Below are 15498 nucleotides of genomic sequence, written 5' to 3' on the forward strand. Positions count from 1 at the left end.
AAAGCCTAAAAAAAAACTTTTTTTGCATTAGCGGAAAAATACACCTTGACCAGAACGCTGTTACCGAGTTACGCGAGGTAAGCTTGATATGATTTGATCTACTGAATGAATCTTTTAACCCACGTATCTAAAAAATTCATTTGCTCTTCCGTATGAAACCAATGTTCGCCCCTATCAAAAACCGTTAAGCTCGCGTTTATTGTATGTGCAAAATTCGTCATTGTTTCCAAAGAAGTCATATCGTCTTTTTTACCGTAAAGAATGCCGGTAGGAATGTTCCATGTTATAGGATTGTTCCTGACAAAAGAAAGGTATTCCCACGATAATGGTTCGCCGAAAGAAGTACTGATTATCTTTTTTGCCCTCAGCTCTTCTTCGGATACCTTTGCCTTTTTCATCATAGTTAAGATTAGATTTTCCATATCGACAATGGGCGAAATAAACAGGGCTTTTGTGATTGGCTTTTTCGATAAAGAAATCAGAGAAAAATAAGCTCCTATACTGTTTGCGATTAATAAAATTTCACTGTACTTTGGAGCGATAAAATCAAAATAGTTTTGAAATTCTTCTTTAGCCTGCCACGGTAATTCCGCTTTATAATCGAAACCTATAACTTCATAATCGTCATTAAAAAGTTTTTTATAATGATCGGCTTCGTCTGTGGAACCGCCTTTTCCGTGCACATATATAACAGCGTTGTTCATTTAAAATAGCTCCTATTCTGCATCTATAAATCCGAAACAATAAATTATTTTAAGAAATCTTCCCAATTTCGCCAACCGGCATAGGAAAATTCTAAGGCAGGGCAACCGCATTACAAATATTTTTAGCGGTTGCCTTCCTTCCTCTGTGCGAAATTTTGCTTAAAATTTCGCACATTTTTCCAGCAAATGGGTAAACGCATCAGGTAGAGTAGATATAAATCGCGGAAAAATTGAGACTGTGAGACCATTTGAACCATCTTCAACTGTTGTACATCCGTGTACAACAGTTGAAGGCGAGTTTTGTGCGCGCACAAAACATCGCTGCTGTATGGAACTACTGCCATCCTTGGCCGTTCTGGTCGAATAGTATCAATTTTTCCGCGGGGAGACTAAAAAAACGACCTGATGCGTTTATCCTGAATTCTAAAGTCAATACATGGGAATTTCCAGAGTAATCCCCGCTTCCCACCTGTTGCCTTTCCGTTCAAAAATCGTGATGTTATCAACCGGAAAGTCTTCCGCAAGGTTCATTTCGTTCATAACTTGAAGCGCCTTCGTCATTATGCCTACAGAAATATCCCGATTTGCAACAGTTGCATGAGGCTGGAAAGGCTTTTTGTCTTTTTTCGTACAGCCCGGACAGGCATTCAAAATTGCTTGTATTGTTTTATCACGGAGCTTTGTCCAATTTTCATCTGCAACGACGTTTGCAAAAAGCGTTCTATCTCCAAACGCATCAAAGTTATCAATATGAGCAGTAAAACCTAAACCTTTGGGCAAGACTTCTTTTTCAATCGCGCTGATTAAATCAGCTGTTGAATATTCTTCTTGCAATCTGAACGGAGGGACGAGTGTAACATGGATGGGTGTACCATGCCCTGACTTGCAGCCGTAAACCTCGTTCATATAACGGCGGCAATCTTCAAGAGTAAGGGTTATATCCTCTGGGAGGAGAACGCCGATAAAATGCGTTTGCTGCGGAACATTGTTTTGTTTCATCTCTATCATTATAGCATGGAACCATGTATCATTCTATCTTGGTGTTCTTCAGTATTCTGAATGCCGGCAGCTGGATTTTCTCAAAGTTATGATATAATAGTTATGCAATGTTAAGGTTAACTGAAAATGATTCATAATCCGGTATTTTTTCATGTTGATTTAGATGCTTTTTTTGCCTCGGTAGAACAGCTTGATAATCCGGCTTATCGCGGCAAGCCGGTTATTGTCGGCGGGCTTGGTAGGCGAGGTGTTGTTTCAACTGCTTCGTATGAAGCGCGGAAATTCGGTGTCCATTCTGCGATGCCGATAGCCCGTGCGCGTGCCTTGTGTCCGCAGGGGATCTTTATAAAAACACGAATGCAGCGTTACTATGAAAAATCGAAAGAGATTATGAGCATTTTTAAAAACTTTAGTCCCGATATACAGCAGCTTTCTGTCGATGAAGCGTTCCTCGATATGAGCGGTACTGAAAAAATATTCGGCGATACGACAACGGCAGCCCGGCTTTTAAAAACTACCATTTTTGAACAAACCGGTTTGCGCGTTTCCGTAGGAGCTGCTTCTAATAAGTACATTGCAAAAATTGCGTCGGGACAATCGAAGCCGGATGGTTTGCTGGTTATTCCGCCAGGCGGAGAAGGGGCGTTTATGCAGTCGCTGCGTTTAAGCGATGTATGGGGGATCGGCGGCAAAACGCGTGCGAGACTTGCGGAGGCCGGTCTGACGACTATTGCTGAAATTCTCAAACAGCAGGAATCCGTTTTACAGCTGATTATCGGGAATGCCGCCGGTACGTTTTTGTATCAAGCCGTCCGCGGAGATATGGCGCATGTTTTTAACGAAGAGCGGAAAAGTCATGCTATCAGTACGGAACGCACGTTTGAAACCGATCTTCATGAAAGAGACGAAATCTCCGATGTGCTGTTTCAGCTGAGTGCTGAGTTGATGTGCCGTATTCTTGATGAGCGTATTCAAAGCCGCACCGTACATATTAAAATACGGTATACGGATTTTACCACCATTTCGGCACAGCAGAGCGGGGCATTGATTAACGATTCTGCTGATTTATATGAGCGGGCACAAAAGCTGTTCTTTTCCCGTTTTGATACGGCGCTGTCCGTCCGGCTTATCGGGATTGGGGTGGATGTCGGCAGCGACAACAGTCAGTTGGAGCTTTTTGCTTCCGAAAAAGCGACAAAAAAACGTAAAATTGAAGAAGCGGTTTTGAATATTGCAAAGAAGAATAAAGATGTCAAAATTGTGCAAGCACGATTGCTCCCGCGGGGAGAATAGCGGAGTATAATGAGTTTATGGCTTGCTTCCGTACTTCGGGATTGTCTCTGCGGCAAGGGATGCGTCTGTATACGATTGTGCCGGCACTGTGTCTTTTATCGCTGTGGCTTTTGAGTTCGTAGTTTGTGCTGCTTTTACGTTTTCCTTTTGCACTGTTGTATTAGATGATATGACGGCGGAGGAATCAAGTTCCATAAGGTTATCTGTCCACACTTCGCATTGGTTCATAACAGTTTCCACTGCATCTTCTACCCCTGCTGGCGGGTAATCATATTTTTTTAAGAGTCTTTTGATAAGCATCCGCATGTGTGCCCGAGCACCTGCTTTCCGCGACCAATCGATGGTTTTATTTTTACGCAGTGTTTCGGTTAATGCCTTTGTCATTGCAATCAGCTCACCATTTTTATAAAAATCTTTGATTGCTTCAGGCTTCGTGAGAGCATCATAAAACGCGGATTCTTCGGCGCTCAAGCCTAGCTGTTTTCCTTCCTGTTCGGCTTCGGTGATTTGCCGTGCGAGTTTGAGCATCTCGGCTATGACTTCTTCGTTGGTAAGCATCCCGTTCAAATAGGCATTTACGGTCTGCTGCAGCATTTTGCTGAATTTTTCTGATTTTACAACATTGTACCTCTGATAGATATGTACTTGTTCCGCAAGCAGCCGCTTGAGCAGCTCGACGGCAAGGTTGCGCTCTTTCATATTCGCAATATCTTCTAAAAATCCCGGAGAAAAGAGGGAAAAAGCTTTTGAAATATCCGAAAAAAGATTGACTACACCGCTGCTTTTAATACTCTGCATTAAAAGCGCATTGATCTGAGCATTCAATTCAGGCAGTGAAAGCCGTTTGCCGCCACCGGTATAGCTTAATCTGACTAACAAAACACGTACCGCTTCAAAAAAAGCAGCTTCAAACCGTTGCGGTTCTACAGCAACGGAAGAACAGAGGGAGAGTGCTTGCCGGAGCAAGAATGCTTCTTTCAAAAAAGTGTCTTTTTGCTTTTCTTTTTCACGTGCCATAAGAAAGTTCACCGCACCGCTTATCGCCTTTGCCCGTTCCAGATCGGTACCGGTCATAAACATAGAGTAATCATAGCCATGTAAGAGGTCTTGGCAGATAGAAAGTTTTTCTAGGAAGGTAGGATAAGCAACGGAAAGAATATCAGTGTCGCCGTATTGTTTTTTATCGCGGCTGGTGTAGTCGTTCATTGCCTGTTTGAGCGCCCGTATAATCCCGATGTAATCGACTACGAGTCCTCCTTCTTTATCCTGAAAAACACGGTTGACACGGGCGATTGCCTGCATCAGATTATGCCCAGCCATCGGCTTGTATATATACATGGTAGCAAGAGACGGTACATCAAAACCGGTCAACCACATATCGACAACAATCGCAATCTTGAGCGGACTCGTGTTATCCTTAAATTTTGCAGCAAGTTCATCCCGTCGGTGTTTATTTCCAATAATACTCCGCCATGATTCATCGTCATCATTGGTAGAAGTCATAACGACAGCAACGGTTTCAGTCCATATAGGACGCAGCTCCAGCATTTTACGGTAAATCTTCATCGCAATAGGCCGGGAATAAGCGACAACCATCGCTTTACCGGTTAGAAGGCAGGCACGGTTACTTTCATAATGTTCAATAATATCGCGCACCAGCGAATCGATTGCTTCATCGCTGCCGAGCAATGCTTCCATTTTGGTAAGTTCGTGTTTACTTTTTTCAATGACGTATTCATCGGTTTGTTGCGCAGCCGCATCATATTCCGCATCGATGAGCTGCAAAGTTTCCTGATCTAGTTTGAGCTTGATGACGCGACTTTCATAATATACCGGCCGAGTTGCGCCGTCTTCAACTGCCTGCGTCATATCGTAAATATCGATGTAATCGCCAAACACTTCGCGAGTGCTGCGATCGGCAGCGGAGATCGGTGTTCCGGTAAAACCGATATAACTTGCATTCGGTAGACTGTTACGAATAATGCGTGCAGTACCGATTATCCGTTTGGCGATATCTTCACCTGCGTCGTTTTTGGCTATTTTTATTTTTTCGGTGAGGCCGTATTGTCCGCGGTGAGCTTCATCTGCCATCACAATGATATTCCGACGTTCCGACAGCGGTTCAGAAGATTCTTCGAACTTCTGCATGGTGGTAAAAAAGATACCGTTTGCCTGTCGTCCTGCAAGCAGTTGTTTTAGGTTTTGTCTGCTTGTTGCTTGTATTGGAGATTGCCGCAAAAAGCTCTTGCATTTAGCAAACTGACCATAGAGTTGATCGTCAAGGTCATTTCGATCCGTAATTACTACAATAGTAGGGCTTTCCAATGCAGCTTGCAGCAAATGGGCGTAAAACACCATCGAGAGAGATTTTCCGCTTCCCTGCGTATGCCAAAACACTCCGGCTTTTCCGTCGGTCTTAACAGCTTTTTGCGTTGAAAGGATGGCTTTCCGCACGGCAAAGTATTGATGATACCCTGCAAGGATTTTAAAGCTCTCGAGTCCCTCATCCGAGAAGCAAATGAAGTTTTTGATGATATCCAAAAGCCGTTCTTTTTTAAACATACCTTCAAAAAACGTATCAAACTGAGCATACTGGGTATTTTCGTAGTTGCCGTCCTTTGTTTTCCACTCCATAAAGCGGTCTTCTCCGGATGTTATCGTACCTGCTTTTGAGGTAAGCTGATCACTCATTACGCAGATTGCATTGTAGATAAACAGAGAAGGGACTTCTCTCATATAGTTGCGGATTTGCCGGTAAGCCTCGGATGCATCGGTTTCCTCACGGGATGGTGACTTCAGTTCTATCAGTACAATCGGCAGTCCGTTAAGAAACAGGAGCATATCGGGGCGTTTTGTGCTGTTTTCGATATATGTCCATTGATTTGCGATGATAAATGAATTGCGCGCAGGATTGTCATAATCGGCAAGATATACGATAGCTGACCGCCGTTGCCCCTGATCAAAATACTGTACTTCGATACCGTTTTGCAGGTAATCCATAAAAAGCGTATTTTTTTGCAGCAGTTCGGCGTTTTCAAAATGCTGTAATTTAGAAAGCGCTTCCTGAATCGCCTCTTGCGGCAGATCCGCGTTAATCCGATACAGAGAATCCTCTAAAACAGTATGGAACAGGGGGCTATGAAAATCCCGTTCAACATCCGGCCCGTACACATAGTCATAGCCCAATGTATCTCTAAAAAGCTCAATCAAAGAATGTTCATAATCGGTTTCGGTATAATTTTGCACACTCTCTCCTTTTGAAAATATACAGCGCATCTACTGCGTCGCATCATTAAAAGTGTACATCCGTGTACACTTTTAATGGCGATGTTTCGGTGCTGCCGAAACATCGCTTCTGATAAAACCAGCGGCATCCATGCCGCTACTGAAATTCTCACCGTTTCAGAACGGACATGGATGTCCGTGATATAAAACAAGAGCGATGTTTTTGCGTGAGCAAAAACTCGCCGTCAGCAAATGTACACGGATGTACATTTGCTGGCAGGGTATCTACACCGTCTCTTTTCAAAAGGCTCACGAAAACCTGATTTTTCAAAAAAGAGGTGTTTCATCGCTGCGCTAAATCAGAATTTATCGGCTAATATATCCAAGGCTTGATGCGGTGTTATGACGAAGGGAACTTCAGGAAAATGTTTTATATTGCCGGTAATTAAATAAGCATTAAACTGTTGCCGAGCATGTAACGTAACGGCATAGAAAACAATGTCTTTCGGATCGGGCATTGGTTCATTGACTGATATGCCGTTAAATTTTATCCCTATCTCTTGTATCGCATGTACTGCAATATCAACTGATTTTGCCGGAAAACAAAATTTTGGACGGTGCAGTACGGTAGAATATTCAGCAATAATTTCTTCATTATAAATCGGAATAATATTACCTGCATACATGTTATTGACGACAGAGCGAGGAACAGAATTTTCCTTTAGAAATGCTGAAACAAGCACATTTGTATCAACAACAGCATATAGAGGCATATTATTATCCCTTGCGAACGGCATTGATTTCAGCATTAATTTCGTCAAGACTCATATCGGCAATGCCGTTTACGGTAGCACTTTCGGTCATTTTCTGCATTGCAGACATCACATCTTGTGGAATTCGCCTTTTCAAAGCCTTTTGATCCGAATTTCCTAACTTCATGCTAAATGGAATGCCATTTTCTGCAACGCTCCGCTTAAAAAAAATACGCACTGCTGTTGATAAATCTAAGCCAAGACCTTCATAGACGGCAGCAGCATCGTTTTTCAGCTTTTCATCTACTCGGATTTGAACTAAGGTACTTGCCATAAGGAATCTCCTGAAACCGATATTATCATATAAAAAGTCATTTTTGCAAGTATAATGTAATAACAAATTCTTATAGCTGTAAAAATCTTTCAAATTGTTTGAAAATATATCAATCAAGCTCTATTTTTGAAACGTCTATTTCTCCAGACATCAATTTGGGGAGAAGAGTGTCGCGGAGGGCAGAAAGCGCTGTATTTTCAATACGGGTTGTGATAATAAAATCATATACGTGACTAAGCAAGTTTCCCACTGTCAAATATACTTGTTTTGTAGGAATAACAACCTCTGCTTTTGCTAAATTTTCTCGTTTGATATGTCCTAGTGTGGTTGCTTTATCTGCAGCTTCCGTAATAAAGTGATGTAAATGAAATTTTGTCCAACAATAATAAAACCATTTGACATATTTGTTCGAGCTTACTTTAAAAAGATGTTGGTTCAATCCGCACAAACCTCCACACCAGAAATCGATTAGTAAACTTCCTGACCAAGAAAAAATAACATCGCCATTATGTATTAAATAAGCAGGATTTACATTATTTGAACATAATTCACTGCTATTATCGCAAAAACCTTGACGAAGTTCTTTGATTTTCATAACAGGAATTCCTTGTTCATTATTGAGAGGGCGATATTTTTGCATTGCTAGGCCATTCACATAATCTGCAATATCCAGTAAACACGCCTTTTCCCAATCATCTGGCATTGTACCGCCGAATGGCTCAAAATCAATAAACCATGACTTAAAAATTGCCTGAGCCTGCTGCTCTAAATTAGTATTTATCTGCCGATTGAGCTCGATTTTATCGTCGAGGAGTCTTAGAAGTTTCGTCAATTTTTGTTGTTCAGTATATGACGGACAAGAAATTTCAAGATTTTTAACAACATCAAGTTGTACTCTTTGCCGTCCGGAAGAACCAACCATTGATTTTATTGCACCTTCTCTAACGTCAGAACTCGTTGCTAAATAGTAAATATAATCAGCATCCGCTATTCCTTTTTTTGCTCTTAAAACAATATATTCTGTAGAACCAAATCCAATTTCATTATCATTTAATAAAGAAATTTTAGCTGTTTTACCATTTTCTAGACAGGGAGTAATTCTAGCCATTATCGTATCGCCATTACGAAATTTTGTACCGCTATAAAAAACTTCTTTTGTATATCCTATAACATCTCTACAAAAAGGCGTAAGCTGTGTCATTTCTATTTTTTTAGCAGCAGAGCCTTTGGGTATACTTTCTTTAGGATTAAATTCAATAATATCTTTCAATTTACATTCTTTCCACTTTTCCATATTTATTCCTCAGCACAATTATTTCTTATCCAATATATTTGCGATGTGCAATTTTGACATTGCTTTGTTTGACCATCGCGTACTGCAATGTGGTATCGATACGTTTATGTCCCAATAGCTGCTGTAGTTGTTCGATGGGCATTCCCTTATCGATTGCCATTGTCGCCAATGTTCTTCTGAATTTATGAGGATGCACCCGCGCCAATCCTAACTGTTTTCCCAATCGGCGCAAACAAGTTTCAATACCGCCGATATTCATTCTATTATATGGAGCTTTAAGCGAGACGAAAAGAGCTGGATTATCGTCAGTTCTGCTTTGAAGATAATTTTTTAAATGTATCTTTGTTCGGGCATCAAAATATACCACTCGTTCCTTATTACCTTTACCGAACACAACACATTCACGTTCGTTAAAATCTATATCGTTCCGATTAAGAAGCACCATTTCACCCACTCTCATGCCGGTTGATGCAAGCATATCGATCATTGCTAAATCGCGCGGTTCGGTGCAGTTATCCCGCATCATTTCTAGAGCTTCATCAGAATAAGTCTCTTTTATGTTAATAACAGCTTTTACTTTATGGATTCGCCGTACCGGACTTTTTAAAATATGATCTTCATCTTCAAGCCACGAGAAAAAACTCGACAATATCCGCCGAATATTATCAATTGTAACCCTGCAGGACTGTTTTTGCTGCTGATAACTTGTAAGATAGCTGCGTATATCTTCCGTTTCAATCTGTTTTATATCTTTGTTTACCGTAGAAAGCATAGCTTGAATGGTTGTATGGTAGTATTTGAGCGATTTTTCCGAACATCCTTCGACCCGTTTAGCCGATAGAAATAAGTCAACAAGATTAAGTGTACTGCATTCCGAGCTTCCGTCTTTCTTGGTTATTTCATACTGAAAAAGAACATATTGCATTACTGCTTGTAGCTTTTCAAGCTGGGCATTATTTAAACAGGGCAACATAGACTGCATAACGTCATTTATAAGATTTTGTTTCATTTTATATCTCCTCTCTACTTACGGTATCGGTAAAATAGAGAATAGAGACCGCTAAATCAGAATTTATCGGCTTAATCAGGGCTTTATCCTAAGTTTTAGAATCGATTTCTGCTATAGCTGATTAACGGGACATCCGTTTTGCCGTGCCCAGCGGATAACTTCGTTCATGCGTTTTTGATAGCCTTTAACACCTGAACTTTGCAACCATGCCAAATTATCTAAGTCTATTCTAAAGGACACCGGTTTTTTTAAGGGTTTCCAATTTTTTAAATGCCCTTCTGAAAAGTCCTTTTCCGTAAGTTCCGGAATATCCGTAAAATCGATATTTTTACGCAATTCTTCCATTCTTTTAGCTGTAAAACTGTTTGCACCATTGTTCATAAAGTCTTTCCTCTTCATTTGACGAAATACGGGCGGATATAATCCTAATCCGTTCCCGTTCCGTATAGCAGGAAACAACCACTGCAAATCCATTTATTTTAGCAGTGCCGATATATCGTGTTTCATCTAAACTTGAATGAGCAAAATCTTCCTTTTCCCAAAAAAGAGGATCATCAAACATCGGCAGTATTTCTTCAAAAGAAATACCATGCTTTTTTATGTTCAACGTCTCTTTAGCTTTATCCCATTCAAAACGACCATGTATAACATTTTCACCCATTTGATTGCCTATAATTATTATACATTCTGTATATACAATTTGTCAATTATAATTTTCTCTCATTACCTAAAATAGCTATTATCAGTTGACCTTTATTCCAACTCTATCTTTGAAACATCGATTTCACCCGACATAAGTTTTGGTAAGAGGGTGTCGCGGAGAGAGGAAAGGGTATATATCTCTTTTATATTATTATCGATAGCACTATTAATAGCTGTAAATTGATCTATAAGAGTAAAGTTATTAATATCTTTAGGGCCAATAAATCGGAAATCTTCGAGATTCCCTTTTGTAATAAAGTTAATTACAGAACCTCGCGCAGCTTTTGTAATTTCAGAAAGATGAAATTTGACAGCATAATATAGCCAACTTGTATATCTTGAAATTGTTGGAATTAGCACATATGTACGTTGATATGCCTCAAACTTTCCATTATACCACTTAACATTAAAATCACCGTTGCCTGCAACAAGAATTGCATTTGCATCAAATGAATATTCATCTGTCCAACTAATAGTCTGTGAGCAGCTGAAAAATGGATAGCGCCCTTTTTCTGATGAAATATTAGCATTTTTCTTTCCCGTTACTACCGGCAAAAAATCTCCTAACCGATACTCATTCCAATCATCTGGCATTGTACCGCCGAATGGCTCAAAATCAATAAACCATGACTTAAAAATTGCCTGAGCCTGCTGCTCTAAATTAGTATTTATCTGCTTAAAAATATCCGCAGCAAAACAAAAAGCATCAAAAATAACAGCAGTAAATTAGTATTTATCTGTCGATTGAGCTCGATTTTTTTATCAATATCATATAAAATATCAACAATTTTTTGTTGTATGGTAATAGAAGGAAGCCGTATTTCCATTCTTTTCATAATCCAACCAGAAAGGCCTCCTCTTGTACTTGTTCCATCTGATAATTGCCTAAGCTCCTGATAACGATTAGTTAGATTATAATATAAATAGAGCGGCAGAATGATATTTTGTTTAGGAACAAGAACTAACACAGATTGACTTACATATGTATCTATCATTAAATAACTTACTTGTCCCCTAGTATAGCCTTGTCCGGCAGAAGCGACAATGATACTACCTTGCTGTGCTTTTTTAGTCGCAGAAAACTTTACACCCTCTGAGGTGATTTTTTTCTTTGTATCATAAATGAAATGTTTTGATGTTTCACTGGACGATAGCCAATTTACATCCCCATTCCAGAATAATGATTGTTTTGTTGAAGGAGTTCCACCACTATATATATTGGTACAGGTTTGATTCAATGTATAAATTTTCCACTCACATCTCATAGCCGATTGCTCCAAGGTTTTTACGTATTTCGGCTTCTAATTCGTGTGATTTTGCGAAGAGTCCCGTTAATTCGGCAGTCAAACGCTTCATTTTATCATCGAAAGGTTCACCATCATCTTCTTGTTCTTCAATACCGACATAGCGTCCCGGCGTTAAGATAAAATCCTGCCGAGCAATCTCCTCCGTATCGGCGATTGCACAGAAGCCTTTTACCGGTTCTAAGGTTCCGTTTTGAAATGCTTCAAAAGTATCGCCGAGTTTTTTAATATCCTCATCGCTAAAATCCCGATGGTTTTTATCTACCATGTGTCCCATTTTGCGGGCATCGATAAATACGGTTTTTCCTTTCTGCTTTTTGTTTTTTGAAATGAACCAGAGGGTAACAGGAATAGTAACGCTGTAAAAAAGTTGTGTAGGCAGCGCAACGATTCCTTCTATTAAGTCTGCTTCAATAATATTTTTTCTGATTTGACCTTCTCCGCTTGTTTGTGTCGAAAGAGCACCATTGGCAAGTACAAGTCCGATTTTACCGTTAGCAGAAAGATGGTGTATCATGTGCTGTATCCACGCATAGTTCGCATTGCCGGCAGGAGGAAGCCCATATTTCCAGCGGACATCATCTTTAAGCTTATCCTGTCCCCAGTTTGAGAGATTGAAGGGCGGATTTGCCATAATATAATCGGCTTTTAAGGTTGGATGTAAGTCGTTAAAAAAGGTATCGGCTTGATGAGAGCCGAAATCAACTTCGATACCGCGGATTGCCATATTCATTTTTGCCATTTTCCAGGTATCGGCATTGCTTTCTTGTCCGTACACTGAAATACCGTAGCGGTTCCCCGCATGTTCATTGATAAATCGAACCGATTGTACGAACATACCGCCCGATCCGCAGCATGGATCATAGATGCGGCAGTTGGAAAACGGCTTGAGTATTTCTACAATAGTTTTGACAATACTTGCGGGAGTATAAAACTCTCCGCCCTTTTTACCCTCGTAGGCAGCAAACTGCGCAATGCAGTATTCATACGTTCTGCCGAGCAAGTCTTTGCTTTCCTCCGTACCATCCATATCCATGTTGGTAAAAAGGTCAACAACATCACCAAGAACACGCTTATCCAAATCATGACTTGCATAATTTTGAGGCAGCACATTTTTAAGGTTTTTATTTTCTGCTTCTATTTCCCGCATTGCGGTATCAATTACAATGCCGATTTCCGGAGTATGCGCTGCCGTCGCGATGATATTCCAGCGAGCTTTTTCGGGTACAAAGAAAATATTTTTCTCTTCGTAAGCATCGCGATCGTTCTCAAAACCGTCACCGTCGCTCACTAGCTCAGCATAGCGTTTTTCAAATGCAGATGAAATGTACCGTAAAAAAATCAGTCCAATAATTACTTTCCGGTATTCGGCAGCAGGGATATGTCCCCACAAGACGCATGCAGCATCCCAAATCTGTTTTTCAAATCCGATATTCGCATTGTTTTTTACCGGCATAGTGACGGCTCCTTTTTTTGAGTTAATTTACCTACCACACACTTTTCTACACATGCTGCGACATCAGCCATGGAGGAGGTCGGTTCAAAGCGGGCAATGACCGTACCATCCCGGGTGTAGTTGTACGTTTATGTTTTACCTATTGTACCTTAAACTTAGCGACCTCCTCTGCCAGCTTTTCAATACTCCGCTTATTCTTCTGCGTAATTTCGTTGACGTCCTGTACTGCATTGCTAATCTGCACCGCGCCAGCTGCCATCTCATTCATACTGTCGGTGATAACGCGGGTTAGACTGTCCAATTTTTGCATCTCCTCTGCGACACCTTCACCGCCTTTCAGCATTTCCTCAGAACCGGCTTGTACTTCCACTGTTACCATATTGATATTCTTAATAGCCGTTAATACTTCTTTACTGCCGTTTTCCTGTTCCCTCATCGATTCCGTAAGGATGGTACTCATTTCCTTCACCTGCTCCGCAAGGGTGAAAATAGTATTAAATTTCTCTTCTACCGTCTTGGACGAAGCGGAAAGGGTTTCAATTTCACCGGATAATGCTTTCAGCGTTGTTGTGATGGTTTTTCCTTGTATTGAAGATTCTTCTGCGAGCTTGCGAATTTCATCTGCAACAACCGCAAAACCTTTTCCCGCCTCTCCTGCATGGGCTGCTTCAATGGCGGCATTCATCGCTAAAAGGTTTGTCTGCGAGGCAATATGTTGAATAACGCTCGATGCTTCCAGCAGCGAACCGGATTCTTCGGCAATCTTTTGTGTTACGGTATTTGAGGTTACAAGTGTTGCTTTACCGTCTCCTGTTGCACCGGTCAAATTTTTGATTACATCATCGGTTTTTGCAAGGGTCTGTCCGATAGAGGCGATATTTGCAACCATCTCTTCTACGGAAGATGAAGATTGGGCGACACTTGCCGCTTGCGTTTCAATACTGGTATTCAGCTGCTTAATTGTGCGTACGATTTCTTCAACAGTAGCGGCTGTTTCGGTAACGCTTGCCGCTTGCGTTAAAGCTTGTTGTTTTACGCCATCGATATTTGCACTGATTTGATTTATAGCGCTTGCTGTTTCAGTCATATTGGATGCAAGTTCATTCCCGATTTCTTCCATGTTGTTACTGTTTGTACCGACGGTATGTATCGACATACCGATTTTTTTGATTGTTTCATTGAAGTATTCTGCCATATCGGTAATTTCGTCATTACCGTGTACAGGCAGCCGTACCGTTAAATCTCCTTCGCCTTGTGCGATATCCTGCAATGCAGAAACGGCATTTTGAATCGGTTTTACTATTGCACGGGAGATAATATATACAATAACAATTGCCGTGAGTAAAATGACAAACCCTATCAGTATCATAGTGCTGCGTAAGGTATCGACGGTTCCCATAAATTCGTGATACGGAGCTTTGATAATAACAGTCCAGCCCGTTGTCTTTATCAGAGCATGAGCTGCAATATTCGAAATATTGTCGTATGTATAACTGCCGATTGAAGCCTCGCTGTTTTGCAGAGCTTGTTTTTCAAAGGTTGCACGAGAATTAAACTGTGCGTCTGTTTGTGCCCGCTGTTGTGCATTATCAAAATTATCGACAAGAGAAGCATCTTTATGCCCTATAACCGTTCCATCAGAATTGATGACATAGCAATATCCCGTTTCGCCTACAACAATGTCTTTAATCTGTTCAGTTATCCAATGACCGTCAACATCGGCTCCCAGTACACCGATCAAGTTTTTGTTCCTATCGTAGACAGGTATAGAGAAAGCGATAAACAGCGCATTACCGCGTGTTTCGTCACGATCGGGAACGCCGATAAATCTTTTTCCGGTAACGGCTACGGCAAACCAAGGGTCGGTTGCGTAATCTTCCGTCGTACCGTCGATATTATGCTGCTTTCCTGAGGGATCGGCTATATATAATTCTTTCAGTACGGTATTGAACTGGGTTTCTTTAGCAAGAATGCTCATTTTTTCCTGAAATGATCTGGAATTATCTTGAATAATCGGCATACGGGTAATACCTTCCAAAAACTGAAACATAGCTGTTATTCGTCCGTCAATAATTTCCGCCGTATTGAGTGCTTTATCGATTAAATGGGTCTCAACTTTTTCGATTACCGCTTTTCGTGACGTATATACCGCAAGAGCGCCTTCGATAGAACCTGCAAGTAAAATTAAAAGACCGAAAATAAGGATAAGTTTGTAACGAAGCGAAAAACGTTTTTTCATTGTACAACCCCTAAGAAAATATAATGCATAGCGATACCTTTTATCATAACATATATTATTCCTTTTGCAAGGTTTACAATGTTTATAATGGCTAATTTTGTAATTTTAATGTTTTTAATGTTAAATTAAATCTAAAGCAGTATTGTCCTATATATTATCTACAACCCTGTAAGTCATAGCTAAATTT

At 40.6% G+C, this 15498-nt stretch carries 14 protein-coding genes; 1 reads left to right on the plus strand and 13 read right to left on the minus strand.

Translation table 11 applies throughout. The features are described from left to right. Positions 1–98 precede the first annotated feature (98 nt). Entirely contained in the window at positions 99–704 is a 606-nt protein-coding gene (locus QI63_RS05875) for an alpha/beta hydrolase (RefSeq protein ID WP_044014691.1), read from the minus strand. Positions 705–1133: 429 nt separating this feature from the next. Beyond that, complete coding sequence (locus tag QI63_RS05880; protein ID WP_044014693.1) at positions 1134–1703, minus strand: 2'-5' RNA ligase family protein; 570 nt, start codon at positions 1701–1703, stop codon at positions 1134–1136. Positions 1704–1829: 126 nt separating this feature from the next. On the opposite strand from QI63_RS05880, the gene dinB reads away from it, so the two are divergent. Next, entirely contained in the window at positions 1830–2996 is a 1167-nt protein-coding gene (gene dinB / locus QI63_RS05885) for a DNA polymerase IV (RefSeq protein WP_044014696.1), read from the plus strand. Positions 2997–3011: 15 nt separating this feature from the next. Here the strand turns inward: dinB and QI63_RS05890 are convergent, their stop codons facing one another. The 11 genes from QI63_RS05890 to QI63_RS05945 all read right to left on the minus strand — a co-directional run bounded on the left by QI63_RS05890 (position 3012) and on the right by QI63_RS05945 (position 15311). Beyond that, the gene (locus QI63_RS05890) at positions 3012–6242 is read right to left on the minus strand and encodes a type I restriction endonuclease subunit R (protein WP_081984412.1); all 3231 of its coding nucleotides are present in this window, start codon (positions 6240–6242) and stop codon (positions 3012–3014) included. Positions 6243–6580: 338 nt separating this feature from the next. Beyond that, positions 6581–7027 (minus strand): PIN domain-containing protein, encoded by a 447-nt coding sequence (locus tag QI63_RS05895; RefSeq protein WP_200877782.1) that lies wholly within the window; start codon positions 7025–7027, stop codon positions 6581–6583. Further along, complete coding sequence (locus tag QI63_RS05900) at positions 6999–7307, minus strand: type II toxin-antitoxin system RelB/DinJ family antitoxin (protein WP_044017120.1); 309 nt, start codon at positions 7305–7307, stop codon at positions 6999–7001. The genes QI63_RS05895 and QI63_RS05900 overlap by 29 nt, the downstream gene beginning before the upstream one ends. Positions 7308–7416: 109 nt before the next feature. Further along, positions 7417–8601, minus strand: coding sequence for a restriction endonuclease subunit S (locus QI63_RS13285; protein ID WP_081984413.1), 1185 nt, complete (start codon positions 8599–8601; stop codon positions 7417–7419). A 25-nt stretch (positions 8602–8626) separates the two neighbouring features. Next, a complete protein-coding gene (xerA, locus tag QI63_RS05915) occupies positions 8627–9610 on the minus strand; it encodes a site-specific tyrosine recombinase/integron integrase (RefSeq protein ID WP_044014700.1) in 984 nt (327 codons plus the stop codon). Positions 9611–9721: 111 nt separating this feature from the next. Further along, positions 9722–9991, minus strand: coding sequence for a BrnA antitoxin family protein (locus tag QI63_RS05920; RefSeq protein WP_044014702.1), 270 nt, complete (start codon positions 9989–9991; stop codon positions 9722–9724). After that, entirely contained in the window at positions 9960–10271 is a 312-nt protein-coding gene (locus QI63_RS05925) for a BrnT family toxin (protein WP_044014704.1), read from the minus strand. Before QI63_RS05925 ends, QI63_RS05920 begins: the two co-directional genes overlap by 32 nt. Positions 10272–10363: 92 nt before the next feature. Next, positions 10364–10906 (minus strand): restriction endonuclease subunit S, encoded by a 543-nt coding sequence (locus QI63_RS05930; RefSeq protein WP_235619810.1) that lies wholly within the window; start codon positions 10904–10906, stop codon positions 10364–10366. Positions 10907–10980: 74 nt separating this feature from the next. Continuing rightward, positions 10981–11577: a restriction endonuclease subunit S gene (locus tag QI63_RS05935; protein ID WP_052185496.1), complete on the minus strand. Its 597-nt coding sequence runs from the start codon at positions 11575–11577 to the stop codon at positions 10981–10983. Beyond that, entirely contained in the window at positions 11567–13072 is a 1506-nt protein-coding gene (locus QI63_RS05940) for a type I restriction-modification system subunit M (protein ID WP_044014708.1), read from the minus strand. Before QI63_RS05940 ends, QI63_RS05935 begins: the two co-directional genes overlap by 11 nt. A 139-nt stretch (positions 13073–13211) precedes the next feature. Continuing rightward, positions 13212–15311, minus strand: coding sequence for a methyl-accepting chemotaxis protein (locus tag QI63_RS05945; protein ID WP_044014710.1), 2100 nt, complete (start codon positions 15309–15311; stop codon positions 13212–13214). Between the last annotated feature and the right edge of the window lie 187 nt (positions 15312–15498).

The sequence above is a fragment of the Treponema sp. OMZ 838 genome (assembly GCF_000775995.1).
In the GTDB taxonomy this organism is placed as follows: Bacteria; Spirochaetota; Spirochaetia; order Treponematales; family Treponemataceae; genus Treponema.

Coding starts and splice junctions, on each gene's coding strand:
- QI63_RS05875 (WP_044014691.1), bottom strand. CDS start 704: ATGAACAACGCTGTTATATATGTGCACGGAAAAGGCGGTTCCACAGAC.
- QI63_RS05880 (WP_044014693.1), bottom strand. CDS start 1,703: ATGAAACAAAACAATGTTCCGCAGCAAACGCATTTTATCGGCGTTCTC.
- dinB (WP_044014696.1), top strand. CDS start 1,830: ATGATTCATAATCCGGTATTTTTTCATGTTGATTTAGATGCTTTTTTT.
- QI63_RS05900 (WP_044017120.1), bottom strand. CDS start 7,307: ATGGCAAGTACCTTAGTTCAAATCCGAGTAGATGAAAAGCTGAAAAAC.
- QI63_RS13285 (WP_081984413.1), bottom strand. CDS start 8,601: ATGGAAAAGTGGAAAGAATGTAAATTGAAAGATATTATTGAATTTAAT.
- xerA (WP_044014700.1), bottom strand. CDS start 9,610: ATGAAACAAAATCTTATAAATGACGTTATGCAGTCTATGTTGCCCTGT.
- QI63_RS05920 (WP_044014702.1), bottom strand. CDS start 9,991: ATGAACAATGGTGCAAACAGTTTTACAGCTAAAAGAATGGAAGAATTG.
- QI63_RS05925 (WP_044014704.1), bottom strand. CDS start 10,271: ATGGGTGAAAATGTTATACATGGTCGTTTTGAATGGGATAAAGCTAAA.
- QI63_RS05930 (WP_235619810.1), bottom strand. CDS start 10,906: ATGCCAGATGATTGGAATGAGTATCGGTTAGGAGATTTTTTGCCGGTA.
- QI63_RS05935 (WP_052185496.1), bottom strand. CDS start 11,577: ATGAGATGTGAGTGGAAAATTTATACATTGAATCAAACCTGTACCAAT.
- QI63_RS05940 (WP_044014708.1), bottom strand. CDS start 13,072: ATGCCGGTAAAAAACAATGCGAATATCGGATTTGAAAAACAGATTTGG.
- QI63_RS05945 (WP_044014710.1), bottom strand. CDS start 15,311: ATGAAAAAACGTTTTTCGCTTCGTTACAAACTTATCCTTATTTTCGGT.